We start from the raw sequence: 24,670 nt of genomic DNA on the forward strand, positions 1-24,670 counted from the left end.
CCCCCCCCCCCCCACCGCCGGTCAGGCAGCACCGTATCCGCCCGGCGTCGGGGTTGTGACGATCACCGCCTCGCCGGCCTCCAGCACGGTCTGGTCGCAGCCTTGCAGCGTCTCGATACGGCCGTCGTTCCGCCGCACCTCGGTGCGACCCATCTCGCCGTCGGCGCCGCCAGCGATGCCCTTCGGCGGCTGGGTGCGGTGCGAGGAGAGGATCGCGCAGTCCATTGTCTGGAGGAAACGGATGGTCCGCCGTGTGCCATCGCCGCCGCGCTTCGCGCCGGCGCCGCCCGAGCCCGCGCGGATGTGAAAATCCTCCAGCACCACCGGATAGCGCATTTCGAGAATTTCCGGGTCGGTCAGGCGGGAATTGGTCATGTGAACATGGACGCCGGCGGTGCCGGCAAAACTCCGCCCGTCATTCATGCGGCCGGCCGGCGAGCCCGAGCAGATCGTCTCGTAATATTGGTAGCGGTCGTCGCCGAAGGTCAGATTGTTCATCGTGCCTTCCGAGTTCGACAGCGCGCCGAACGCGCCGAACAGGGCGTTGGTGACGTGCTGCGAGGTCTCGACATTGCCGGCGACGACAGCGGCCGGATAGCGCGGCTTGAGCATCGAGCCGTCCGGCACCACGATCCTCACCGGCCGCAGGCAACCGGCGTTCATCGGGATCGGTTTTTCCACCATCACCCGGAAGACATAAAGCACCGCCGCGCGGGTTACCGGCTCCGGCGCGTTGAAATTGTTGGCCATCATGTCGGACGTGCCGGTGAAATCGACGGTCGCCTCGCGCGCGGCCTTGTCGACGCTGATCTTTACCTTGATCACCTGGCCGGAATCGGTGGGATATTCGTAGGAACAATCGTCGAGCCCGTCGATCATCTGGCGCACGGCTTCCGCCGCGTTGTCCTGCACGAAGCCCATATAGGCCCGCGCCGTATCGAGGCCGAAGGTCTCGACCATCTTGCGCAACTCCGCGACCCCCTTCTCGTTAGCGGCAATCTGCGCCTTCAAATCGGCGACGTTGTGATCGGGGTTGCGGGCCGGGTAGGAATGGTCGGTCAGTACCCGCCGCAGTTCGTCCTCCTGAAAGACCCCGCCATCGACGAGCTTCAGATTGTCGATGAGGACGCCTTCCTCGTCGACCCTGGTCGCCCGCGGCGTCATCGACCCCGGCGCGATACCCCCGACATCGGCGTGATGGCCGCGCGAGGCGACGTAAAACAACAGGTCCCGGCCGAGATCATCGAACACCGGCGTGACCACGGTGATGTCCGGCAGATGCGTGCCGCCATTGTAGGGCGCGTTGAGGGCGAAGACATCGCCGGGGCGGATCGCGCCCTCGTTCTGGGCGATGATCGTTCCGACCGACCGATCCATCGAGCCGAGATGCACGGGCATGTGTGGCGCGTTGGCGACCAACGCCCCGGTGGCGTCGAACACCGCGCAGGAAAAGTCGAGCCGCTCCTTGATGTTGACCGAGGAGGCGGTGTTCTGCAGCGTCACGCCCATCTGCTCGGCGATCGACATGAAGAGGTTGTTGAAGACCTCGAGCAACACCGGATCGGCGCCCTCGCCCGTTTCACCCGTGCCGAGCGCCGCATGGCGCGGTTTCTTCTCGGTCCGCGTCAGCATGACGTCGTCGCGCGCGGTGATCTCGGCCGACCAGCCGGGTTCGACGACGATGGTCTGGTTCGGCTCGACGATCAGCGCCGGCCCCTTGATCCGCGCCCCCGGCTTCAGATTCTCGCGGCGATAGAGGCCGGCCTCGCGTTCAGTGCCGCCGGTGAAGAAGTGCCCGACCTCGCCGGGTTCGGCGTCATAGCGCTCGGCCGCGCCAACATCTCCGTCTCCCGTGTCGTCGCGGTGTTCCGCGCCCTCGACCGAGACGTTCTCGACGACGATCGGACGGTTGTCGTAGACGAACCCGAATTGCGCCTTGTGCGCCGCCTCAAAGCCGGTCCTGGCAGCGGCGAGATCGCCGTCATAGGGAACGGGTAGCGTCGTGTCGGTGCCGTCATAGCGAAGCTGGAGAAGGATCGTGCGGTCGATGGCGTCTTGCGCGACGCCCTGGGCGCCGAGTTCCGCCGCGACCTGCGCCGACAATTCCTCGGCCAGCCCGTCGATCTCGGCTTTCGCGGCAGCTTCGAGCGGCGCCACCAGCGCCCGGCTCCTGGACGAGAACAGCGACGAAAGGCCGATCCCATAGGCCGACAACAGGCCGGACATCGGATGGATGAGCACCTTTTCCATCGCCAGCGCGTCGGCGACCAAACAGGCATGCTGGCCGCCGGCGCCGCCGAAGGAGTTGAGCAGATAGCGCGAGACGTCGTAGCCGCGCTGGACCGAAATCTTCTTGACGGCGTTGGCCATGTTCTCGACCGCGATGGTCAGGAAGCCCTCGGCCACCTGCCGGGGATCGCGCCCGTCACCAATCCCGGCGGCGAGCGCTTCGAACTTCTCTTGGACGACCGCGGCGTCGAGCGGCTGGTCCTGGCCGGGGCCGAACACGGCCGGAAACAACTCGGGCTTGAGTTTGCCGACCATGACATTGGCGTCGGTGACGGTAAGCGGCCCGCCCTTGCCATAGGCGGCGGGGCCGGGATTGGCGCCGGCCGAATCCGGTCCGACCTGGAAGCGGCCCTGGTCGAGATGAAGGATCGAGCCGCCGCCGGCCGCCACCGTGTGGATGCGCATCATCGGCGCCCGGATGCGTACCCCGGCGACCTCCGAATCCAGCGCCCGTTCGTAGGCCCCGGCATAGTGGGTGACGTCGGTCGAGGTGCCGCCCATGTCGAAGCCGATGACCGCCGCGTGGCCGGAAAGTTTGGCGGTCTCGGCCATGCCGACGACGCCGCCGGCGGGACCTGACAAGATCGCGTCCTTGCCCTGGAAGAGATCTGCGGCGGTCAGCCCGCCCGACGACATCATGAATTGCAGCGAAGGCGCCTCGGCGTTATCCGCATCGGCGCCGAGCGCCTTGGCGACGCGGGAGACGTAGCGCGACAGGATCGGCGTCAGATAGGCGTCGACCACCGTGGTGTCGCCGCGGCCGACGATCTTGACCAGCGGCGAGACCTCGTGGCTGACCGAGATCTGCGAGAAGCCCGCCGCCTCGGCCAATTGTTTCGCGCGCCGCTCATGGTCCGGATAGTGCCAGGAATGCATGAAGACGATGGCGACGGCCTCGATGCCGTCGGCCCGCGCGCTGTCGAGCGCGGCGCGCACCGCCGCCTCGTCCAGCTCGCGCTCGACCGTGCCGTCGGCGAGCACCCGCTCCGGCGCTTCCGCGACGCGCTCGTAGATCTGCTCGGGCAGAATGATCTCCTTAGCGAAGATGTCCGGCCGCGCCTGATAGGCGATCCTGAGCGCGTCGCGAAAGCCCTCCGTGATCAACAGCAGCGTGCGGTCGCCCTTGCGCTCCAGCAGCGCGTTGGTCGCGACGGTCGTGCCCATGCGCACCGTGCCGACCTGGTTCGAGGAGATGGCTTCACCCCCGTCGAGCCCGAGCAAATTACGGATGCCTTCCAGCGCGGCGTCGTCATAGACGCCGGGATTGTCGGACAGGAGCTTCTTCGGGTGCAACCGGCCCTGCGGATCGCGGCCGATGACGTCCGTGAAGGTGCCGCCGCGGTCGATCCAGAAGTCCCACTTGCCGTTCTTGCCGTCTGGTGCTGCCTGCATTTTCGGCACTCCGCTTAAAATTTGATCCATATCGATAATTTATCGACATATTATCAGCGTGTTTGACGCAACGCAATTTTCGTGGAACTCTTCGATCGGACAACTGGGATGAGGAGACCCTGATGAAATACCTGCCGAACGCCGTTTTCTTTGCCGCCACGCTGGCCCTGCCCGCTTCCGCATTGGCCCAGACGGCCTGGGACATGCCGACTCCCTATGCCGAGGGGAACTTCCACGAGCAGAACATCGCCGCCTTCGTCGCCGACGTGAACGAAAAGGCCGGCGACGCGGTCGCGATCACGCTGCATCCGAACCAGTCGCTGATCAAGCACCCGGACATCAAGAACTCCGTCCGCGACGGCATCGTGCCGATCGGCGAGGTTCTGGTTTCGCGGCTGGAAAACGAGAACGCCATCTACGGCGCCGATGCCGTGCCGTTCCTGGCGACGAGCTACGAGGACGCCAAGCGCCTCTACGACGCGCAGAAGCCGATGATGGAGAAGGCGCTCGCCAAGGAAGGCCTGAAGCTGCTGTTTTCGGTGCCCTGGCCGCCGCAGGGCCTCTACACCAAGGATGAAGTGAACTCCGTCGCCGATCTCAGCGGCAAGACCTTCCGCGCCTACAACAAGTCGACCGAGGAGATCGCCAAGGGCGCCGGCATGGTGCCGACCCAGATCGAGGTCTCGGACATTCCCACCGCCTTCTCCACCGGCCGGGTCGAGGCGATGATGACCTCGCCCTCCACCGGCGTCGATTCCAAGGCCTGGGACTTCCTGTCGAACTATTACACCCTCAACGCCTGGGTGCCGCGCAACATGGTGATCGTCAACCAGGCGGCCTTCGACGCGCTTCCGGCCGAGGCACAGACCGCGATCACCGAAGCCGCCGCCGCCGCCGACACGCGCGGCTGGGAGGCATCCGAGGAAGAAACCAAAAATGCCACCCAGACGCTGAAGGACAACGGTATCAACGTGGTCGAGCCATCCGAGGAGCTGAACAGCGGCTTCAAGGAGATCGGCAAGACGATGACCGAGGCCTGGAAAGCGAGTGCCGGCGCCGAAGGCGAAGAGCTGCTGAAGGCCTACGGGCAGTAAATCAGCGATATCTCAACGGGCGGCGATTTTCGACCGCCGCCCGGTTCTTTCCAAGTTCCCAAATCCCTTCCGAGGATCGTCGATGCGCCGGACCCTCGATACGCTCTATTCCGTGGCCGGCGCGCTCGCCGCGCTCTGCCTCGTCGCCATCGCGGTTCTCGTTGCGCTGCAGATCGGCGCCCGCCTCCTTGATTATGCTCTCGTTTTCACCGGCCTCACCCCGACGCGCTTCATCGTGCCGTCGCTGGCCGAGATCGCCGGGTTCCTCCTGGCCGGCGCGACGTTTCTGGCCTTGGCCGACACGCTGGCGAAGAACGTCCATATCCGCGTCGACCTCGTCACCGCGCGGCTGCCCGACCGCCCGCGCCAGATCGTCGACGGGCTGGTCGCGCTTCTCGGCGCCGGCATCGCCGGCTTCGGCACCTATGCGACCGGCGCGCTCGCTCTGAAAAGCCTCGAGTTCAACGATGTGTCCTACGGAATGATCGCGATTCCGTCTGCGCTGCCGCAGTCCGTGCTCGCCCTCGGCCTCGGCGTCTTCACCATCGCGCTCATCGACGAGGCGATGCTCGCCTTCGCCGGGCAAGACCGGATCGCCGGCAGCGGAGGCGGGGTCTGATGGATCTCTTCGAAGTCTCCATCCTCTTACTTGTCGTTCTCTTCGGGGCGCTCGCATCGGGGCTTTGGGTCGCGCTGGCGCTGGTGCTCACCGCGCTGGCCGCGCTGATGACCCGGCCGACCCTGCCCGACGCGCAGATTCTGGCCACCTCGATCTGGTCGGCCTCAATCTCCTGGGACCTGACCGCCCTGCCGATGTTCATCTGGATGGGCGAGATATTGTTCCGCTCGAAGCTGTCGGAGGACATGTTCGCCGGCCTGGCGCCGTTGATGCGCCGGCTGCCCGGCCGCCTGATTCACGTGAACGTCGTCGGCTGCGCGATCTTCGCCGCCGTCTCCGGCTCGTCCGCCGCGACCACCCAGACCATCGGCAAGATATCGCTGCCCGAACTGAAGCAGCGCGGCTATGACGAAAAGATCGCCGTCGGCTCGCTGGCCGGCGCCGGCACGCTGGGGCTTTTGATCCCGCCCTCGATCATCCTCATCGTCTATGGCGCGGCGGTGGAGGAATCGATCGCCCGGCTGTTCATCGCCGGCATCGTGCCGGGCATCGTCCTCGGCCTGATGTTCATGGGCTATGTCGCGCTAGCAGCGACGCTGAAACCGTCGCTGATGCCGCCGGACGCCGATGTCATCGTCACCGAAAGCGCCTTTCGCTCGTTTCGCCGCATCCTGCCGACCATCCTGCTCATCGCCGGGGTCATCGGCTCGATCTATGGCGGCATCGCCTCGCCGACCGAGGCCGCCGTCATCGGCGTCGTCCTGGCGCTGGTCATCACCGCGGCGCAGGGCGCGCTGACCTGGTCGAGTTTCCGCGACGGGCTGATGGCCGCGACGCGGGTCTCGGCGATGATCGCCTTCATCCTCGCCGGCGCCGCCGTGGTGACGACGGCCATGGGCTTTACCGGCCTGCCGCGCGAACTCGCGACCTGGATCGGCTCGCTCGACCTGTCACCCTTCGCGCTGCTCGCAGCGCTGACGCTGTTCTTCATGGTGCTTGGCTGTTTCCTCGACGGCATTTCGATGGTGGTCCTGACCACCTCGGTGATCATGCCGCTGGTCACCCAGGCCGGCTTCGATCTCGTCTGGTTCGGCATCTATCTCGTCATCGTCGTGGAAATGGCGCAGATCACCCCGCCGGTCGGCTTCAACCTCTTCGTCATCCAGGGTCTGACGGGGCAGAACATCTTCAAGATCGCCGCAGCGACGGCGCCGTTCTTCGGCCTCTTGGCGCTGATGGTCGTGCTGCTGGCGCTGTTTCCCGATCTCGCCTTGTTTCTGCCGCGCACGATGTTTTCGGGAGGCTGACCATGGCGACAAACGACCCGAAAGCACCCGCGAGCGCCGAAGACGGCCTCGGCCCGATCGTCTCGGCGGCGCATCTCGCCGACGGCGCGCTGCCGGCGCTGTCGGAGGTCGAGTTCGGCCTGAACCTTGTCGGCCACGCCTTCGATCGCTGGATGATCCGCTGCATGACGGCGGCGGGCGAACCGGGCCTGACGGCAACCGAGGTCAATGTCCTGCACTCGGTCACCCATCGCGGCAGGGCCAAACGCCTCGCCGACATCTGCCTCGTCCTCGGCATCGAGGACACGCATCTGGCCACCTACGCGATCAAGAAGCTCGAGGCGCGCGGCCTCGTCACGCGTGAAAAATCCGGCAAGGAACGGCTGATCTCGGTGACGGCACGGGGGGAAGCTGCCTGCCTCCGCTACAAGGATCTGCGGGAACGCCTTCTCGTCGCCGGCGCCCAGGATCTGGGCATCTCGCCCGAGGCGATGTCGAGCGTCGCCCGGCTGATGCGGGTGCTGTCGGGGCATTACGACCAGGCGGCGCGCACGGCGGCGAGCTTGTGAGAGGCGACTGGCCGGTGTGGGCCGAAAAGAGACGGTCCAGTATCGTTTCTGACACCGCCGGGAACCACCTATTTAAAGCAGCGGGCTTCTAGGGCTGGAAGCACTCCCCCATCCCGACACTACTTCCAGTTCGGCCCTGACTGAATGAGAACATTTGCGTAAGATACCCGATATGCATCTCCAATGTTTGCGGAATGATTTGCATTTAGAGGATATTATGCCATGATTGCTGCTCGCATAACCGATCTGCATCTCCGATATTGCTGGCAAGAGTTATTTTGGAGCGACGAGCATGACAACTTTTTCGGGGCCTCCGAGTAGCGCCATTCGCAATAAACCGATCGCGGCGGAGCTTGTTGCAGTGCTTGATGCAGCGGCCAAGGCGTCGGGCGTCACCGCAATTAACATCAGCTCAGGTGGGCAGGACACTCTCGGCGAAGGCGCACGCCGCACCGGCTCCACCCGCCACGACCGCGGACGGGCAGCTGACATCCAGTGTAAGATTAACAACCGCACTCTGAGAGGCCGTTTCGAAACCCTGCCAAGACCAGCCTCCATGGTTCACCCGGGACGCCCAAACCCGCGGAAATCGGGTATCATGTCATTGCGGAGCGACCATCCGAGGGGCCTTTGAACCCGCCGCAGTGAGTTTCGAAACGGACTCTAAGAACAAGGCTGAACTGATAAATTACGCCAGCGGAAAAGAAATGTTCGTCGTCGCCCGAACCGCTCTAGAGGCGATGGCGGGATACATCAACGGATACGAAAGCGCGGTCGCCAATAAAAACAAGTTCTGCCATGGTTTTGGCGTCTTTCAGCGCGACCTCCAGTTCTTCGTCGAGGACCCCGGCTATTTCATCGGGCGAAGATACGAGATCTATTCCGAGACACTGGCACATTGCCTGAAAGAGCTTACCCGAGGCATGTACAAGCTGGGCCTGGATGGCCATGGCCCCCTGTCCGACGCAGACTTTTGCAAGGTCGCGATTGCCTACAATACCGGTGACTACAAGACATCGAAAGGGCTAAAACAAGGCCATTTTGATGGCACGAAATACTACGGCGAGCATATCGCTGACTATCTGGTCAAGGTCCGATCTGTCCCGATCGCGAAGTCCCCTCCGGAACTATCACTGCCGGGGCGATACATAGTAATCGCGCGGAGCGGGCTAAAGCTTCGCAGCGGTCCTGGAACTGACTACGATTGGGATCGCATCTTGTCTCTGGGAACCGAGCTAGTCGTCATCCGGGCGAATTTGAACGACACGTCCTGGGTCTTGGTCGATCTCGAGGGCGACAGCTTGGTTGATGGCTTCGTCCATTCTGGTTTTCTTGGTCCTATTGAAGCCCATGACCACGAGACTGTTGCAGAGCCTGGTTGACCCAAGCAAACTGGAGGGGACTTCTGCTCAATCGGCGACGGTACGGCAGGGACGAGACCTCAGTGGAAGAGCGAACTTAGCAGTTATTTGTTCCGTAATGGGTTATGCCTCGCGACTGATTTTCTGAAAACAACGTCCGCTATCAGACGAGGAAGGATTGACCGGAAGGCCCAAGAAGGGCGCAAACTAGACGAGCCCCCTACGCTGCCGCCGCCTCGACCCCGCCTCCATCATTAGCCGCCCGGGCCGCCGTCACCCGGCCATGCTTCGCCAGCGTCCAGCGAGCCGGGCGCGCCGCGCAGCATCAGCATTTCCCGGCCGAGATCCGTAAGCACGTATTCCACCTTGGCGGGATCGTGGGATAGGCCGGGAGGCTGCCAAGCCCTCCCCTCCCAAATGCGACAGAGCGTGCGACGCGATAGATCGGGTCCGGGCGCTCGCGCGCTTCACGCCGTCATCGCTCCACAGTAGAAGGCCGGCATGGACTACGATGCGATCATCCTCGGCGCGGGCGGCGCGGGTCTCCTGGCCGCGGCGACGGCGGGGCAGGCCGGCGCGCGGATTTGCGTCATCGATCATGCGGACAAGCCGGGCAAGAAGATCCTGATCTCGGGCGGCGGGCGATGCAATTTCACCAACCGGGAGACGGAACCGGCGTGCTTCCTGTCCGAGAACCCGCATTTCGCCAAATCCGCGCTCAGCCGCTACACCCAGTGGGATTTCCTCGCGCTGGTCGAGCAGCACGGCATCGCCTGGCACGAAAAGACCCTCGGACAGCTGTTCTGCGACGGGTCCGCGCGGCAGATCGTGGACATGCTACTCGGCGAATGCCAGCGCGGCGGCGTCGAGATCCGGCTGTCCACGGATATCGGCGAGATCGGCCACGCCGACGGGCGCTTCCGGGTGGCCAATGCGACGGCGCCGCAACTGGTCGTCGCGACGGGTGGCCCCTCGATCCCGAAAATGGGCGCGACGGGCAAGGCCTATGAGATCGCCAGGCGCTTCGGCCTTACTGTCGTCACGCCGCGTCCGGCGCTCGTGCCGTTGACCCTCGGCCCGGACGAGATGCTGTTCCGGGAGATTTCGGGGGTGTCCTGCCCGGCCGTGGCGCGCGTTGGCGACACGGCCTTCGAGGAGGCCGCGCTGTTCACGCACAAAGGGCTTTCCGGGCCGGCCATCCTGCAGATCTCATCCTACTGGAAACCCGGAGAGAGCATCGCGCTCACCCTGGTCGCGGACGCCGCCGAGATGCTGCGCGCCGCCAAACGGCGGATGCCGCGCGCGCATATGAAAGCGGCTCTGGCCGAGCGGCTTCCGAACCGGCTGGCCGAGGCCCTCGCCGCCCGCATCGACATCGCCAGGGAGCTCGGCAATATCGCGGATGCCGAGCTCGATCACGCGGCCGAAACCCTGACGCGGCTGACCTTCCGCCCGACGGGAACCGAAGGCTTTGCCAAGGCCGAAGTGACGGCGGGCGGGATCGACACGGCGGACCTCTCCTCCAAAACCATGGCGGCGCGCCGGGTTCCGGGCCTCTACGCCATCGGCGAAGCCGTCGACGTGACCGGCTGGCTCGGCGGCTACAATTTCCAGTGGGCCTGGTCCTCGGGCGTCGCCGCCGGCCGGGCGATCGCCGCGCACATGGGGTGATGGCGATCGCCGCTTCCCCACCCCCTTTCCCCACACCCTTGATCTGCCCTAAGAACCCTGTCGGCACCGGCATTTGGGGGAATGGCAGACATGACGGCACAGCGGATCGACGGCAAGGCGCGCGCGGCGCGGATCATCGAGGAGGTAAAGCGCGCGGCCGACGCACTCACCACCGAGACCGGCATGCAGCCGGGGCTGGCCGTCGTCATCGTCGGCGAGGACCCGGCCAGCCAGGTCTATGTCGGCTCCAAGGCGCGGACGGCCAAGGACTGCGGCTTCAAGTCGGTCAAGCATGTGCTGGGCGCCGAGACCGGCGAAGCCGCGCTGCTCGGCAAGATCCGCGAGCTCAACGCCGACCCGACCATCCACGGCATTCTGGTGCAGTTGCCGCTCCCCGATCAGATCGACGAGGCCAAGGTGATCCAGGCGATCGCGCCGGACAAGGATGTCGACGGCTTCGGCCTCGTCAATGTCGGCCGCCTCTCGACCGGCGCCCTCGACACGGCCTTCGTGCCCTGCACGCCGGCCGGCTCGATGATCCTGATCCGCGACGTCCTCGGCGACGATCTGTCGGGCAAGACGGCCGTCGTCGTCGGCCGCTCCAACATCGTCGGCAAGCCGATGGCGCAGCTGCTGCTGGCCGCCAACGCGACGGTGACCATCGCCCATTCGCGCACGGCCGATTTAGCCGCCGTCTGCCGGGGCGCCGACATCCTGGTCGCGGCCGTCGGGCGGCCCGAAATGATCACCGGCGATTATGTGAAGGCGGGCGCCGTCGTCATCGACGTCGGCATCAACCGGATCGCCGCGCCGGAAAAGGGCCTCAGTGACGACGGCAAGCCGAAGACGCGCCTCGTCGGCGACGTCGCCTATGCCTCAGTCGCCGAAAAGGCCGCGGCGGTCACGCCGGTGCCGGGCGGCGTCGGGCCGATGACCATCGCCATGCTGATGGCCAACACGCTGACCGCAGCCTATCGCGCGGCCGGCAAAACGCCGCCGGTGTTTTGAAGCCGGGCTGATTACGCCGCGTCGCCGGTGGTGCCGGCCTCGGTCGTCTCCTCCGGCTTCGGCTGGCCCTGCTTCGGCCCGCCCTTGGCGACGCCGACCATTGCCGGCCGCAGCACCCGGTCGCCGATCGCATAGCCCGCCTGCACCACCTGGACGACGGTGTTGTCGGGAACCTCCGGGTTCGGCACCTCGAACATCGCCTGATGGAAATGCGGATCGAAGCGCTGGCCCTCGGGATCGAGCTTCTTCACGCCATGCTTTTCCAATGTGCCGAGCAGCCCGCGTTCGGTCACCTCGATGCCGTCGATCAACGCGTTAAGGCCATCGTCGCCGTGTTCCTTGGCCTCGGCCGGCACCGCCTCGATGGCGCGGCGCAGATTGTCGGCGACCGACAGCATCTCGCGGGCAAAGCTGGTCACGGCATAGGTGCGCGCGTCCTTGATCTCGCGCTCGGTGCGCCGGCGCAGATTTTCCATGTCGGCGGCGAGCCGCAGCAGGCGATCCTTGACGTCGGCATTCTCGGCCTCGAGATCGGCGATGCGGGCGGCATCGGCGTCGGCCGCCGCATCCGCATCGGCAAAGCCGCTCGCGGCATCCGCGGCGAACTCGTCATCGGCGTTGGCGTTGGCCGCGGCGCGCTCGGCTTCCGCCATCGCCGCTCTGTCGGCCGCCGCCGCTTCCGCCGCCTCGCTGCGGTAGACACCCTGAGTGCGCCTGTCTTTCTCGCTTGCCATCCGTCCTTCACCTCATCTCAGTCGCGCGCCGCAACACGCTTCTCTTCGGCTCGTGGGAGGGCGAGCGCGGATTGCGGCGGAAAATCATTATCGAGGCCGCATATCGAATTGACGGGCGCAGAAATCAAGCCTCGCGCGCGGCAGAGCCCTTGGCGAGCAGTCGGGAGACGATACGCGCGGTATAGTCGACCATCGGCACGATGCGCTTGTAGTTGAGCCGGGTCGGGCCGATGACGCCGACCGCGCCGATGACGTTTTCCGTGCCACCCCTGTAGGGCGCGACCACCAGCGAGGAACCGGACAGCGAGAACAGCTTGTTCTCCGAGCCGATGAAGATGCGCACGCCATTGCCGGTTTCGGCGAGGCCGAGCAGCTCGATGATACCACTCTTGGTTTCCAGATCGTCGAACAACAGGCGCAGGCGGTCCAGATCCTCGGCCGCCGTGACGTTTTCCAGAAGATTGGCCCGACCACGCACGATCAGCCGCGCCGGCTGGTCGGCGGAGGCGCCGGACCAGACGGCGAGGCCCTTGTCGACGAGCTCGCGCGACAGGACGTCGAGGGCGTTCGCCGTCTCGTCCTTCAGCCGGGCGATGCGCTCGCTAGCCTCGCCGAGCGTGCGCCCGACCACATGGGCGTTGAGGAAATTGCCGGCCTCGATGAGCTGCGAGGCGGTGATCCCGGCCGGAAGGTCGAGGATGCGGTTCTCGACTTCGCCATTGGCGCCGACGAGCACCGCCAGCGCCTTGGTCGGCTCCAGCCGGATGAACTCGATATGTTTCAGCCGCAGGTCGGATTTGGCGGTCAGCACGATGCCGGCGCCGCGCGACAGGCCGGACAAGAGATTGCTCGCCTCGGTCAACAGCGAATCGAAGGGCCTTCCGTCGCCCGACAGCCGCACCTTTTCCTCGATCTCCTCACGCTCGGAGGCGCCGAGATCGCCGACCTCCAGAAACGCGTCGACGAAAAACCGCAGGCCGAGCTCGGTCGGCAGCCGCCCGGCGCTGACATGCGGGGCGTAGATGAGGCCGAGCGCTTCCAGATCGCTCATGACGTTGCGGATCGAGGCCGGCGACAGCGCGTTGCTCAAGAGCTTCGACAACATGCGCGAGCCGACCGGCTCGCCGATATCCAGATAGCTCTCGACGATCAGCCGGAAGATGTCACGCGTCCGCTCGTCGAGACCCAGTGGGGTTGCGGCGACCAAGTCGCTGACTGGCAAGCGGAATTCGGTCATGATTGGGTGTTCGCTTCGGGCACGATCTGACTATAGGTGTCCCGGCCGGCGGAGCCAAGCCGCAATGCCGTGCTCTCGACGAGCCCGGCTTGCCGCCTCGCCGCATGGCCGGTACAAGCCCAACGCAACCCGTGGCGGTTATTCGCCTTCTTTCAAAGACTATTATTCAGGACGGCATCATGCGCCCATCGAAACGCGCCGGCGACCAGTTGAGGCCCGTCAGCCTCGAGCGCGATTTTTCACGCCACGCGGAAGGCTCCTGTCTCGTCAAGTTCGGCGACACCCATGTTCTGTGCACCGCGAGCCTGGAAGAGCGGGTGCCCGGCTGGCTGAAGAACTCCGGCAAGGGCTGGGTGACCGCCGAATACGGCATGCTGCCGCGCGCCACGGGCGAGCGCATGCGCCGCGAGGCCGCCAGCGGCAAGCAGTCCGGCCGCACCCAGGAGATCCAGCGCCTGATCGGGCGCTCGCTGCGCGCGGTCGTCGATCTGCAAGCGCTTGGCGAACGGTCGATTACCGTCGATTGCGACGTCATCCAGGCCGACGGCGGCACGCGCACGGCGGCGATCACCGGCGGCTTCGTCGCGCTCGCCGACTGTCTCGGCTGGATGGAGGCCCGCTCGATGGTCAAGCGCGAGAAGGTACTGACGGATCATGTCGCGGCGATCTCCTGCGGCATCTACAAGGGCACGCCGGTGCTCGACCTCGACTATCTGGAGGATTCGGCCGCCGAGACCGACGCCAATTTCGTCATGACCGGCACCGGCGGCATCGTCGAGATCCAGGGCACGGCCGAGGGCACGCCGTTTTCGGAGGCCGAGTTCACGGCCCTTCTGGGACTGGCCCGCAACGGCATCGGCGACCTCGTGGCGATGCAGCGCGCGGTGCTCGAGGCCGCCCGGTGAAACTGATCGACCCGAATGACGGGCCGCTTCTCGTCGCCAGCCACAATGTCGGCAAGATCTGGGAGTTCCGCGAACTGCTGGAGCCCTTGGGCTTCGATGTGACGTCGGCGAAGGACCAGAACCTCGACGATCCGGAAGAAACCGGCACCACATTCGAGGCAAACGCCGAGATAAAGGCGCTGGCAGCTATGCGGGCAACAGGCGTTGCGTCGCTTTCGGACGATTCGGGCCTCGTCGTCGACGCGCTCGGGGGCGATCCCGGCATCTATTCGGCACGCTGGGGTGGACCGGAGCGGGATTTCGCCATGGCGATGCGCAATGTCGAGGAAAAGCTGCAGGCCGCCGGGGCAACGACGCCCGACAAGCGTCGGGCGCGGTTCGTCGCGGTCCTCTGTCTGGCGCGACCGTCCGGCAAGACGCATTTGTTCCGCGGCGAAGTGGACGGCACCATTGTCTGGCCACCGCGCGGCACGCTCGGCTTCGGCTACGATCCGATCTTTCTTCCTGAGGGCCAGGACCGTACCTTCGGCGAGATGATGTCGCTGGAAAAACATGCCTGGAAACCCGGCCAGCCAACGGCGCTCTCGCACCGGGCACGGGCGTTCCAGAAATTCGCGCGCGACGCGCTCGGAGTCGAATGACGGAGCAGAGCCGCCCAACCGGCGACATCCTCGCCTTCGATCCGGCGCCTCGCGAGCCCGGCTTCGGCGTCTATGTGCATTGGCCGTTCTGCGCGGCCAAATGCCCCTATTGCGACTTCAACAGCCATGTTCGCCACAGGCCGATCGACCAGGCCCGTTACGCGGCGGCCTTCGAGCGGGAACTGACCGACGCCGCACGGCGCTCGGCCGGCCAAACCGTCACCTCGATCTTCCTCGGCGGCGGCACCCCCTCGCTGATGGAACCGGCGACGGTCGCGCGGGTCCTCGACGCCGTCGCCGCCAACTGGACCATCGCGAACGGCGCCGAGATCACCCTGGAGGCCAACCCGTCGAGCGTCGAGGCCGAGCGTTTCCGCGGCTACCGGGCGGCCGGCGTCAACCGGGTATCGCTCGGCGTCCAGGCGCTGAACGACCGCGACCTGAAGCTGCTCGGCCGCCTGCATGACGTGGAGCAGGCACTGCACGCCATCGGCCTGGCGCGCGAGATCTTCCCGCGTCTGTCCTTCGACCTGATCTATGCCCGACCCGACCAGACCGTCGACGCCTGGGAGGCGGAACTGACCCGTGCGCTCGATCTCGCCGCCGATCATTTGTCGCTCTACCAATTGACGATCGAGGAGGGCACGCCGTTTTTCGCGCTGCACAAATCCGGCAAGCTGAAGGTTCCGGACGGCGAATTGTCGGCCGAACTCTACGAGGCGACCCAGCGTCTGACCGCGGCGCGCGGCCTGCCGGCCTACGAAATCTCGAACCATGCGGTGCCGGGCGCCGAATCCCGTCACAATCTGACCTATTGGCGCTACGGCCTTTACGCTGGCGTCGGACCCGGCGCCCATGGGCGCCTGATGGGCGAGGACGGTCGCCACGCGATCTCCAACGAGCCGCTGCCGGAAACCTGGCTGAAGATGGTCGAGTCATGGGACAGCGGCGCCGTCGTCGACGATTTGCTGGCACCGGACGAGGAGGCGGACGAGTTGCTCTTGATGGGGCTGCGGCTCACCGAGGGTATCGATCTGGCTCGTTGGCGCCGGCTGAGCGGCCGCGACATCGACGCAAACAGCGAGGCCGACCTGCGCGCCCACGGCATGGTCGAGCGGCTCGGACCCGACCGCATCCGGGCGACGCCGGCGGGTATGCTCGTCCTCGACGCGGTGGTCGCCGATCTGGCGTGAGAACCAAGAGTGACGACTTGTGAATTGGCTGAAGCTCGACTTGAGGGATGTCGCCAGCTAAAATTCGTTTTGCCGCGTCGATGGAGTTCTTGCCATGCAACACCCGAATTCCTTCACGATCGTGTTGGGCGAGGACCAGGCGATCGTCGATGCCAAGCTTCGCACAGGCGAATTCCGAGACGCGAGCGAAGTGGTCAGGGCAGGTTTGCGCGCGCTGGAGCGGGAAGAGGCTTCGCTCGACGAGATGATGCGAAAGAAGGTTCTTTCCGCACTCGCCGACCCGCAGCCATCGATACCGGCAGGCGAAATGTTCGACCGATTGCGCGCGAAGTATGTCGGCGGAGCGAAGCCTGGACGTGATGCCACTTGACGTCCGGTTCGATCCTCATGCCGAACGCGATCTCGATGCGATCGGCGAGTTCATCGCAAAAGACAGCCCGGCCAATGCGGTTCGCTTCCTCGATCGAGTCGAGGGATTTTGCCAAAAGCTGGCGGAGTTTCCTGAAAAGGGCCGTGCCAGACCCGATATTGCCCCCGAGATTCGGTCCTATTCGTTCGAGCGCCGGGTGCAGGTCGCCTATCGGGTCGAAGACGACCATTTGGTTATCCTGCGAATACTTTACGCGGGACAGCGATATGAGGACACCCCGGATTGAGCGAACGCCAAACCGCCGGATCGCGGTCTGTCCCTGAATGACGGACACATCAAGCCGCCGCTACCGCATCCATGACGTCGAACGGACGGCGCCGCGACCCGAGCCGGGCCTTTATCTCGTTGCCACTCCGATCGGCAATCTCGGCGACATCACGCTCAGGGCGCTGGAGATCATCGCCGGGGCCGACCGGCTCGCCTGCGAGGACACCCGCGTCACGGCGAAGCTCCTGGCCCGGTTCGGCATCGGGCGGCGGATGTTTGCCTATCACGAGCACAATGCCGAGAATGCCGGCGCGGCGCTCCTCGCCGACCTCGAAGCGGGCCTGTCGGTCGCGGTGGTTTCCGATGCCGGCACGCCCCTCGTCTCGGACCCTGGCTACCGACTCGTCCGGGAGGCGATCGAACGCAACATTGCAGTCATCCCGATCCCCGGCGCCTCGGCGGCGCTCGCCGCGCTGCTGGCCTCCGGATTACCGTCCGACGCCTTCTTCTTCGCCGGCTTTCCGCCGCAGAAGGAACAGGCGCGCGCCGCACGGCTGCAGGACCTCGCGCGGGTTCCGGGCACGTTGGTCTTCTTCGAAGCCCCGCATCGTATCGCCGACAGCCTCGCCGCCATGGCCGAGGTTTTAGGCGCGCGGCAGGCCGCGGTGTGCCGCGAACTGACCAAGACCTTCGAGACGATCTATCGCGGCACACTGGCCGAATTGGCCGTGGAATTCGCCGCTATGGAACGGGTCCGCGGCGAGATCGTCGTCTGCGTCGCCCCGCCGGACGCGGAGGCGGCCGCCACGAGCGATGACGCGGACACGATCCTCCTGGGGCTTCTGGCCGAGATGAAGCCGACCAGGGCGGCGCAGGAGGCGGCCCGGCTCACCGGCCTTCCCCGGCGCGAGCTCTACCAACGCGCGCTCACCCTCAAGGATGGCCGGTGAAAGCGCCGACCGGGGCGTCCGAAAAGCGGCGCCGGGGCTTTCGCAAGGGGCATCGCGGCGAGCGGCTCGCGGCGTGGGCTCTGCGCCTCACGGGCTATCGCATCCTCGCCGTGCGCCATCGCACCAAACGCGGCGAAATCGATCTCATCGCGCGGCGCGGCGATCTCGTCGCCATCGTCGAGGTCAAAGTCAGGCGAACATTGACGGAGGCGATGGACGCCGTCGGGCCTGAGGCTCAGCGGCGGATCGAGGCGGCGGCCGATCTGTGGCTCGCCCGGCAGCGCGACCACGCACGCCTGTCGCTGCGCTTCGATATCGTCGCCATCCTGCCGTGGCGCTGGCCGGTGCATGTGCCGCATGCCTGGCAGGGACGGCACTGACGTCGCTTTCCCGCATTCGACCGGCGCGATATTATTGTCTCACTGACCTCTTGCGTCCGCTGCTTGCACCGTGCGCGGATAGGCATCGGACCATTGGCGCTCTATAGGACCGGGCAGCCATCACGAAACGACAGACAGCGGGGCCGGCCGCCGGCGTGACGACCACGAAGATCTCCCTGACGAAACCGACCGAGCGCGGCCTGGTTACCGGTCTGCTCAAGCGGATCATCGAAGAGAACGGCCGGCTGTTCCTGCGCCAGTACGCGATCGCCATCGTCTGTCTGGTTCTCGTCGCGGCGTCCACCGCCTTTCTCGCCTGGATCATGCGCAGCGTGATCGATGAGATCTTCGTCCTGCAGAACCGCGCGGCGATCGTCACGCTGCCGATCGTGATCTTCCTGGCATTCACCATCCGCGGTCTGGCGACGTACGGTCAGGGCGTCATCCTGGCGCGGATCGGCAACAACATCGTCGCGCGCTATCAGCGGCGGCTGTTCGCTCATCTCCTCGACCTGTCCGTCGATTTCTTCGGCGAGAACCGCTCGGCGCATCTGGCCGCGCGCATCAACCAGAACGTCGCCGGCATTCGCGACACGCTGAACCTCACCGTCACCTCGATCGCCCGCGATCTGCTGACCCTGGTCTTTCTGGTCTTCGTGATGGTCTATCAGGACCCGCTGCTGTCGCTGATCGCCCTGCTCGCCGGCCCACCCATCGCCCTGATGATCGCCGGGCTGGCACGCAAGCTGCGTGTCGCGACGCGCCAGTCGATCGACCTCAACGCACGCGTACTCGGCTCCATGCAGGAGGCCGCCCAGGGCATCACCGTGGTCAAGGCCTTCACCATGGAAAAGCCGCTGCGCGAGAGGATCGAACATCTGATCCTGGCGGCGGAAGAGCGCTCCAACCGGATCGCCGTCATCACCGAGCGGACCACGCCGGTGACCGAGGTGGTCGCCGGCATCGCCATCGCCGGCGTCATCGCCTATTCCGGCTACCGCGCTATCACCTACGGTTATTCGCCCGGCGCGATGTTCGCGTTCATCACTGCGCTTCTCCTCGCCTACGACCCGGCGCGCCGCCTCGCCAAGCTGCAGGTCCAGCTCGAACGCGCCCTCGTCAACGCGCAGATGATCTACGAGATCCTCGACCTCGAACCGCGCCAGGCCGACCCGGCCGACGCCCAAGGCCTTGTGGTCGAGAAGGGCGAAATCGTCTTTAAGGATGTCGGTTTCGCCTATCACAGCAACGAGCCGGTGTTGCGCGGCCTGAGTTTTACCGCGCCGGCCGGCAAGACGACGGCGCTGATCGGCGCGTCGGGCGGTGGCAAATCCACCATCATCGCCCTGTTGCAGCGCTTCTACGACGTGGAGCAAGGCCGTATCCTGATCGACGGACAGGACATCCGAAACATCACCAAAAGCTCGCTGCGATCGAAAATCGCCTATGTGCCGCAAACGCCGTATCTCTTCGAGGGCACGATCCGCGAGAACATCCGCCTCGGGCGCCCCGACGCGAGCGACGCGGAGATCGACGAAGCGGCGCGGCTTGCCCAGGCCGAGGAATTCATTATCGCTCAGCAGAAAGGCTACGACACGCCGCTCGGGGAAAACGGCGTCTCCCTCTCCGGCGGCCAGCGCCAACGCCTGTCGATCGCCCGCGCCCTGGTGCGCAACGCCCCGATCCTGCTTCTCGACGAAGCGACCTCGGCGCTCGACACCCGATCCGAGACGCTGGTCCAGACGGCGCTCGAACAGGCGATGCGCAACCGCACGGTGCTGGTCGTCGCTCACCGGCTGTCGACGATCGTCAACGCCGACCAGATCCTGGTCATCGACGGCGGCGAGATCGTCGAGCGCGGCACCCATGGCGAACTTGTCGGACGCCCGGATGGACATTATGCCCGCTTCTACGGTCTCCAGACGCATGCCGACCGCCCCCATGCCGAGGCGATCGCCGACACGATGCGCGCCTGACGATCCAATGCGCCGCACAAGGAATTCGGAGTTGAGATGAGCGAAACGAAACTGGTCGTCCTCGGCGCCGCCGGCCGCATGGGCCGAACCCTCGTCCAAATCATCATGGAAACGGATGGCGCCAGGCTGCACGCCGCGCTCGAACATTCCGGCTCGCCGGGACTCGGCAATGACGCGGGAACGCTTGCCGGCGCCGGACATCTCGGCGTGACGATCAGCGACGACGTCAACACCGCGCTCGACGGCGCCGACGGCATCATCGACTTCACCGTGCCGGCCGCCTCGACGGGCTTTGCCGCTCTCGCCGCCAAGCGCGGGCTGGTCCACGTCATCGGCACGACCGGGTTTTCAACCGCGGAAGAAGCCGAAATCGCCGCAGCGGCGAAGACGGCGCGCATCGTCAAATCCGGCAATATGAGCCTCGGCGTCAACCTCCTCGCCGGTCTCGTCGAAAAGGCCGCGCGCGCCCTCGGACCGGACACATTCGACATCGAGATCCTCGAAATGCATCACAAGCACAAGGTCGACGCCCCCTCCGGCACGGCCCTGCTTCTCGGCGAAGCCGCCGCCAAGGGGCGCAACGTCAAGCTCGCGGACAACAGTGTGCGGGTTCGCGACGGCCATACCGGGCCACGCGAGGCGGGCACCATCGGTTTTGCCACGCTGCGCGGCGGCTCGGTCGTCGGCGACCATACGGTGATCCTGGCCGGCGAGGGCGAACGCATCCAGCTCTCCCATCTTGCGGCAGACCGGGCGATCTTCGCGCGCGGCGCCGTTCGGGGCGCCCTCTGGGCCAAGGATCAGGCGCCCGGGCTTTACTCCATGCGCGACGTCCTCGGGCTCGCCGACTAGAACGTCGGACCCGCAATCTTCCTCCATCCCTTGCGAACAAAGGCTCTCCCATGTCCCGAACCCTCGTCCTCGTCCGCCACGGCCAGAGCGAATGGAATTTGAAGAACCTCTTCACCGGCTGGAAGGACCCCGGCCTGACGGACAAGGGTGTCGAGGAAGCCAAGGACGCGGGTCGCCGACTGAAGGCGGGTGGCTTCACCTTCGACATCGCCTTCACCAGCGAATTGTCGCGCGCCCAGCGCACGCTGACGCTGATGCTGGAGGAACTCGGCCAGACGGGGCTGGAGACCATCCGCGACGTCGCCCTCAACGAACGCGACTACGGCGATCTGTCCGGCCTGAACAAGGACGACGCGCGGAAGAAATGGGGCGAGGAGCAGGTCCATGTTTGGCGCCGCTCCTACGACACCCCGCCTCCGGGCGGCGAGAGTCTGAAGGACACCGGCGCGCGGGTTTGGCCCTATTACATCCACGATATCCTGCCGAAGGTGCTCGCCGGCGGCACGGTGCTGGTCGCCGCGCACGGCAATTCGCTGCGCTCTCTGATCATGGCGCTGGACGGTCTCTCCGGCGAGCAGATCGTCGGCCAGGAGATCGCGACCGGTGTGCCGATCGTCTACCGCCTCAACGCCGATTCCACCGTGGCGGAGAAAACCGTCCTCACCGATTAGGACCAGGTCGATTGCGGCGGTTGCCGTGCTCCGCGGATTTGAGCGCGGCACCCGAAGCTGCTAGGGCGCGGTGGGCGCCTGAACCAGCGAGAGTATGAGATCATGACCGACCGTATCGTCCTGCGCACCGGCGAAGCCCTTGTCGCCGGCGGCCCTCCCGGAACAGCCGCCGAGCCGGAAGTCGTCATCGGGGCGCTCGACGGCCCGGTCGGAACGGCCCTCGCCACGCTCACCGGCGATCAGGTCAAGGGCCACAGCCGCGTTTTCGCGCTGCTCAATACCGACATCATGGTTCGCCCGGTCACACTTTGCGTGTCGAAGGTGACGGTGAAGGATTCGCGATACACCTCGATCCTGATGGGCACGGTACAGTTCGCCATCGCCAACGGCGTGCTCGACGCCGTGCGCGAGGGCATCCTGCCCAAGGATCAGGTCAACGATCTCGGCATCATCTGCTCGGTCTGGCTGGCTCCGACGATCGTCGATATCAAGGATCTCGACCACAAGGTGCTCTTCGACATCCACCGCAAGGGGATGAAGGAAGCGATCCGCAAGGCGATGACGAACGAACCGTCGATCGACTGGCTGCTGGAGAACCAGGACAAGATCGTCCACAAATATTATCAGATGGGCCTCGACGGCAAAATCTGACGGATGGATCGCGCGGTTCGGCTGGCGCGGTCATCATCCCTCGGCCGCGTCCGTGGAGCCGGAGACGCCTTCAATCCCGCGCCAACAGCCCGCATTCCCAGCCGAGCATGGCCCGCTTGCGAGTGATGCCCCAGTGATAGCCGGTGAGCGCGCCGGATTTGCCAACCACCCGGTGGCAGGGCACCACAAACGAGATTGGGTTGCGGCCGACCGCCGCCCCGACGGCGCGGGCGGCCTTCGGCGCGCCGATCCGCTCCGCCACGGTCGAATAGGTCGATGCTTCGCCAACCGGAATGTCCAGCAGCGCCTCCCAGACGCGGATTTCGAAATCCGTGCCGATCATGACGACCCGGAGCGGCCGGTCGGCGCGCCAGTTGGACGGCTCGAAGATGCGGGCGGCCAGCGGCGCGGTCGCATCCTGGTCACGCCGGAACGATGCCTTCGGCCAGCGACGGCGCATGTCGTCGAGCGCTTCGGCCTCGCCCGCCGCGCCCGGCTCGGCAAAGGCGACGCCCGCGAGCCCCCGTTCGGTGGCGATGACCAGCGACAGGCCGAAGGGCGTCGGATGAAAGCCGTAGTCGAGCGCGACCCCCTCGCCCTTCGCCTTGTAGGCGCCCGGCGACAGCGCCTCGTGCTTGACGAAGAGGTCATGCAGGCGGGACGGGCCGGACATGCCCACCTCGAAGGCGGCGTCGAACAACGTGGCGCCGTCGCCGAGCAGGCGGCGGGCGTGGTCGATGGTGACGGCCTGCAGAAACGCTTTCGGGGTCAGCCCCGACCAGCGTTTGAACACCGCCGACAGCGCCTCTTCGTCGCTGCCGAGCGCCCCGGCGATCGCGGCAAGGCTCGGCTGGTGGCGATATTCGGTCGAGATGAACTCGATCGTCCTGCGGACGGTGTCGTAGTCGCACAGGCCGGTGGAGGCGGGCATGGGCGCATGCCGGACGGCGGCGGGCTGGGCCGACGTGACATCGATGGAAAGCATGGTGTGGTCTCCTTCGCTTGCCGTCAGATCACGGTCACGCTCTACTCGCCACCCGATTTTCGAGCCAAGTCCCGTTCTCAGCGACCTTTCGCCGTCAACAGCGCGCGATGGAATTCGCGGGCGAAACTCTCGCGGTCGTCGGGATTGAGGAAGCCGCCGATTTCGGTGGACGCGTTCCGGGAATCGACGCTCATGCGGGTGATGCCGATTTCCTCGTGCCGGGCGACATGGAACCGCGCCCAGAACGGATTGTGATGGGCCTCGCGCACGACGCCGCGCGGCGAAATCTTGCGGATCGCCAGATCCGTGCGCGACAGCGACACCTCCTCGCGCGCCTTTGCCGAGCGGAAGCTGGCGCGAAAGGCCCACCAGACCAGCAGGACGTCGAGACCAAAAAAGCCGACGACCGGCCATGCGCCCTTGGCGAGAAAGCCGAGACTGGTCGCCAGACTCACCAGAGCGACGAAGGCCATCACGACCGTGAAGCCGCGAGGGCCGAGCGAGCGATAGGGCACGAGCAGAGCCTGGAAGATCGGCCGGTCGGCCGCCTGGTCGCTGGTTCGGTTCACCGTGGAATTGTCACCCATGCTCTCGCATCGCTATAGGACCGACATGGCAGAAAAGATCGTCTCCCCTCTCCAATTGGTCAAGCGCAAGAGCAGCGGCGCATCGTCTCAAGGGGGATCCGCGCAGCGTCCGCCCGCCCGGCGGCCGCGGATTCCCTATACGCGCGCCGAGATCGCCGAGATCTTCCGCCGCTTCGCCGTGCAGCGGCCGGAGCCGAAGGGGGAACTCGAACATTCCAACCCGTTCACCCTTCTCGTCGCCGTCGTGCTATCGGCCCAGGCGACCGATGTCGGGGTCAACAAGGCGACCCGCGAGCTCTTCAAGATCGCCGACACGCCGCAAAAGATGGCCGCCCTCGGCGAGGAGGCGATCCGCGAGCATATCCGCACGATCGGGCTTTATCGCAACAAGGCCAGGAACGTCGCGGCGCTGGCCCGGACCTTGGTGGAACAGCATGGCGGCGACGTGCCGCGCGATCGCGCCGGGCTCGAAGCGCTGCCGGGCGTCGGCCGCAAGACCGCCAGTGTGGTGCTCAACTCCGCCTTCGGCGAGGAGACGCTCGCCGTCGATACCCACATATTGCGGCTCGGCAACCGGTTGAAGCTGGCGCCCGGCAAGACGCCGGAGGCGGTGGAGGCGGGGCTCTTGAAGGTCATCCCGCAAGCGTATCTCCGCCACGCGCATCATTGGCTGATCCTGCACGGGCGCTATGTCTGCAAGGCCCGCAAGCCCGACTGCGAGGCTTGCGTGATTGCCGATCTCTGCAAGGCGGACATCAAGACGTGCGACGTTCCGGCGCCGCTTCGCGAACTGCCCCCCGGTCTCCTGCCGGAACTGACCGCGTCCGGCTGACACCGAACGGCCCAGACCATGCGGCTAGTTTCAAAAGGCTGCTTCCGAGCCTGTTACGCCTTAGCATTACAGTTGCTCTTTGGATCTGAGATGCGCTTGTCGAGCTGCGGCTTGGTGGGCGCGTCGCCAAGTTGACCAAGCAATGACGTG

General features: G+C 65.7%; 24 protein-coding genes. 19 read left to right on the plus strand and 5 right to left on the minus strand.

Features of this window, described 5'->3' with window-relative positions:
- Positions 1–21 precede the first annotated feature (21 nt).
- A complete protein-coding gene (locus VQ044_RS18450; protein WP_327648768.1) occupies positions 22–3,681 on the minus strand; it encodes a hydantoinase B/oxoprolinase family protein in 3,660 nt (1,219 codons plus the stop codon).
- A gap of 122 nt (positions 3,682–3,803) precedes the next feature.
- Here VQ044_RS18450 and VQ044_RS18455 point away from each other — a divergent pair, with 122 nt between their 5' ends.
- The 7 genes from VQ044_RS18455 to folD all read left to right on the plus strand — a co-directional run bounded on the left by VQ044_RS18455 (position 3,804) and on the right by folD (position 11,289).
- Positions 3,804–4,775: a TRAP transporter substrate-binding protein gene (locus tag VQ044_RS18455; RefSeq protein WP_327648769.1), complete on the plus strand. Its 972-nt coding sequence runs from the start codon at positions 3,804–3,806 to the stop codon at positions 4,773–4,775.
- Between the two features lie 82 nt (positions 4,776–4,857).
- A complete protein-coding gene (locus VQ044_RS18460) occupies positions 4,858–5,394 on the plus strand; it encodes a TRAP transporter small permease (RefSeq protein WP_327648770.1) in 537 nt (178 codons plus the stop codon).
- Positions 5,394–6,701: a TRAP transporter large permease gene (locus VQ044_RS18465; protein WP_327648771.1), complete on the plus strand. Its 1,308-nt coding sequence runs from the start codon at positions 5,394–5,396 to the stop codon at positions 6,699–6,701. The genes VQ044_RS18460 and VQ044_RS18465 overlap by 1 nt, the downstream gene beginning before the upstream one ends.
- Before the next feature lie 2 nt (positions 6,702–6,703).
- On the plus strand, positions 6,704–7,249 hold the full coding sequence (locus tag VQ044_RS18470) for a winged helix DNA-binding protein (RefSeq protein ID WP_327648772.1): 546 nt from the start codon (positions 6,704–6,706) through the stop codon (positions 7,247–7,249).
- A gap of 644 nt (positions 7,250–7,893) precedes the next feature.
- Complete coding sequence (locus VQ044_RS18475; RefSeq protein ID WP_327648773.1) at positions 7,894–8,631, plus strand: SH3 domain-containing protein; 738 nt, start codon at positions 7,894–7,896, stop codon at positions 8,629–8,631.
- 480 nt (positions 8,632–9,111) lie between these two features.
- The gene (locus VQ044_RS18480; RefSeq protein WP_327648774.1) at positions 9,112–10,281 is read left to right on the plus strand and encodes an NAD(P)/FAD-dependent oxidoreductase; all 1,170 of its coding nucleotides are present in this window, start codon (positions 9,112–9,114) and stop codon (positions 10,279–10,281) included.
- 90 nt (positions 10,282–10,371) lie between these two features.
- The gene (gene folD, locus VQ044_RS18485) at positions 10,372–11,289 is read left to right on the plus strand and encodes a bifunctional methylenetetrahydrofolate dehydrogenase/methenyltetrahydrofolate cyclohydrolase FolD (protein ID WP_442873846.1); all 918 of its coding nucleotides are present in this window, start codon (positions 10,372–10,374) and stop codon (positions 11,287–11,289) included.
- An 11-nt stretch (positions 11,290–11,300) separates the two neighbouring features.
- Here the strand turns inward: folD and grpE are convergent, their stop codons facing one another.
- Positions 11,301–11,942: a nucleotide exchange factor GrpE gene (gene grpE, locus VQ044_RS18490; RefSeq protein WP_442872950.1), complete on the minus strand. Its 642-nt coding sequence runs from the start codon at positions 11,940–11,942 to the stop codon at positions 11,301–11,303.
- 205 nt (positions 11,943–12,147) lie between these two features.
- A complete protein-coding gene (hrcA, locus tag VQ044_RS18495; protein ID WP_327648777.1) occupies positions 12,148–13,260 on the minus strand; it encodes a heat-inducible transcriptional repressor HrcA in 1,113 nt (370 codons plus the stop codon).
- Positions 13,261–13,439: 179 nt separating this feature from the next.
- Here hrcA and rph point away from each other — a divergent pair, with 179 nt between their 5' ends.
- From rph to fae, 11 genes are all read left to right on the plus strand, one after another.
- Positions 13,440–14,165 (plus strand): ribonuclease PH, encoded by a 726-nt coding sequence (gene rph / locus VQ044_RS18500; protein ID WP_327648778.1) that lies wholly within the window; start codon positions 13,440–13,442, stop codon positions 14,163–14,165.
- On the plus strand, positions 14,162–14,806 hold the full coding sequence (gene rdgB / locus VQ044_RS18505) for an RdgB/HAM1 family non-canonical purine NTP pyrophosphatase (protein ID WP_327648779.1): 645 nt from the start codon (positions 14,162–14,164) through the stop codon (positions 14,804–14,806). The genes rph and rdgB overlap by 4 nt, the downstream gene beginning before the upstream one ends.
- On the plus strand, positions 14,803–15,999 hold the full coding sequence (gene hemW, locus VQ044_RS18510; protein ID WP_327624294.1) for a radical SAM family heme chaperone HemW: 1,197 nt from the start codon (positions 14,803–14,805) through the stop codon (positions 15,997–15,999). The genes rdgB and hemW overlap by 4 nt, the downstream gene beginning before the upstream one ends.
- Positions 16,000–16,093: 94 nt before the next feature.
- On the plus strand, positions 16,094–16,369 hold the full coding sequence (locus VQ044_RS18515) for a ribbon-helix-helix domain-containing protein (RefSeq protein WP_327624293.1): 276 nt from the start codon (positions 16,094–16,096) through the stop codon (positions 16,367–16,369).
- Positions 16,359–16,655: a type II toxin-antitoxin system RelE/ParE family toxin gene (locus VQ044_RS18520; protein WP_327648780.1), complete on the plus strand. Its 297-nt coding sequence runs from the start codon at positions 16,359–16,361 to the stop codon at positions 16,653–16,655. Before VQ044_RS18515 ends, VQ044_RS18520 begins: the two co-directional genes overlap by 11 nt.
- A 37-nt stretch (positions 16,656–16,692) precedes the next feature.
- Positions 16,693–17,586, plus strand: coding sequence for a 16S rRNA (cytidine(1402)-2'-O)-methyltransferase (gene rsmI, locus VQ044_RS18525; protein WP_327624290.1), 894 nt, complete (start codon positions 16,693–16,695; stop codon positions 17,584–17,586).
- Positions 17,583–17,966: a YraN family protein gene (locus tag VQ044_RS18530; RefSeq protein WP_327624289.1), complete on the plus strand. Its 384-nt coding sequence runs from the start codon at positions 17,583–17,585 to the stop codon at positions 17,964–17,966. Before rsmI ends, VQ044_RS18530 begins: the two co-directional genes overlap by 4 nt.
- A gap of 155 nt (positions 17,967–18,121) precedes the next feature.
- Positions 18,122–19,942: an ABC transporter ATP-binding protein gene (locus VQ044_RS18535; RefSeq protein WP_327624288.1), complete on the plus strand. Its 1,821-nt coding sequence runs from the start codon at positions 18,122–18,124 to the stop codon at positions 19,940–19,942.
- A gap of 36 nt (positions 19,943–19,978) precedes the next feature.
- Positions 19,979–20,794, plus strand: a complete 816-nt coding sequence (gene dapB / locus VQ044_RS18540; RefSeq protein ID WP_327648781.1) for a 4-hydroxy-tetrahydrodipicolinate reductase — start codon at positions 19,979–19,981, stop codon at positions 20,792–20,794.
- Between the two features lie 50 nt (positions 20,795–20,844).
- Positions 20,845–21,465, plus strand: coding sequence for a 2,3-bisphosphoglycerate-dependent phosphoglycerate mutase (locus VQ044_RS18545; RefSeq protein ID WP_327648782.1), 621 nt, complete (start codon positions 20,845–20,847; stop codon positions 21,463–21,465).
- Between the two features lie 102 nt (positions 21,466–21,567).
- Positions 21,568–22,116, plus strand: coding sequence for a formaldehyde-activating enzyme (gene fae / locus VQ044_RS18550; RefSeq protein WP_327648784.1), 549 nt, complete (start codon positions 21,568–21,570; stop codon positions 22,114–22,116).
- Positions 22,117–22,186: 70 nt separating this feature from the next.
- On the opposite strand, the gene VQ044_RS18555 is transcribed toward fae, so the two are convergent.
- The gene (locus VQ044_RS18555; RefSeq protein ID WP_442872949.1) at positions 22,187–23,101 is read right to left on the minus strand and encodes a methylated-DNA--[protein]-cysteine S-methyltransferase; all 915 of its coding nucleotides are present in this window, start codon (positions 23,099–23,101) and stop codon (positions 22,187–22,189) included.
- Between the two features lie 77 nt (positions 23,102–23,178).
- Positions 23,179–23,688 carry a DUF2244 domain-containing protein gene (locus VQ044_RS18560; protein ID WP_327648785.1) on the minus strand — a complete coding sequence of 170 codons (510 nt, stop codon included), beginning with the start codon at positions 23,686–23,688 and terminating at the stop codon, positions 23,179–23,181.
- A 25-nt stretch (positions 23,689–23,713) separates the two neighbouring features.
- On the opposite strand from VQ044_RS18560, the gene nth reads away from it, so the two are divergent.
- Positions 23,714–24,520 carry an endonuclease III gene (gene nth, locus VQ044_RS18565; protein WP_327648787.1) on the plus strand — a complete coding sequence of 269 codons (807 nt, stop codon included), beginning with the start codon at positions 23,714–23,716 and terminating at the stop codon, positions 24,518–24,520.
- Positions 24,521–24,670 lie beyond the last annotated feature (150 nt).

The organism is Aurantimonas sp. C2-5-R2 (assembly GCF_036549495.1).
GTDB lineage: Bacteria > Pseudomonadota > Alphaproteobacteria > Rhizobiales > Rhizobiaceae > Aurantimonas > Aurantimonas coralicida_A.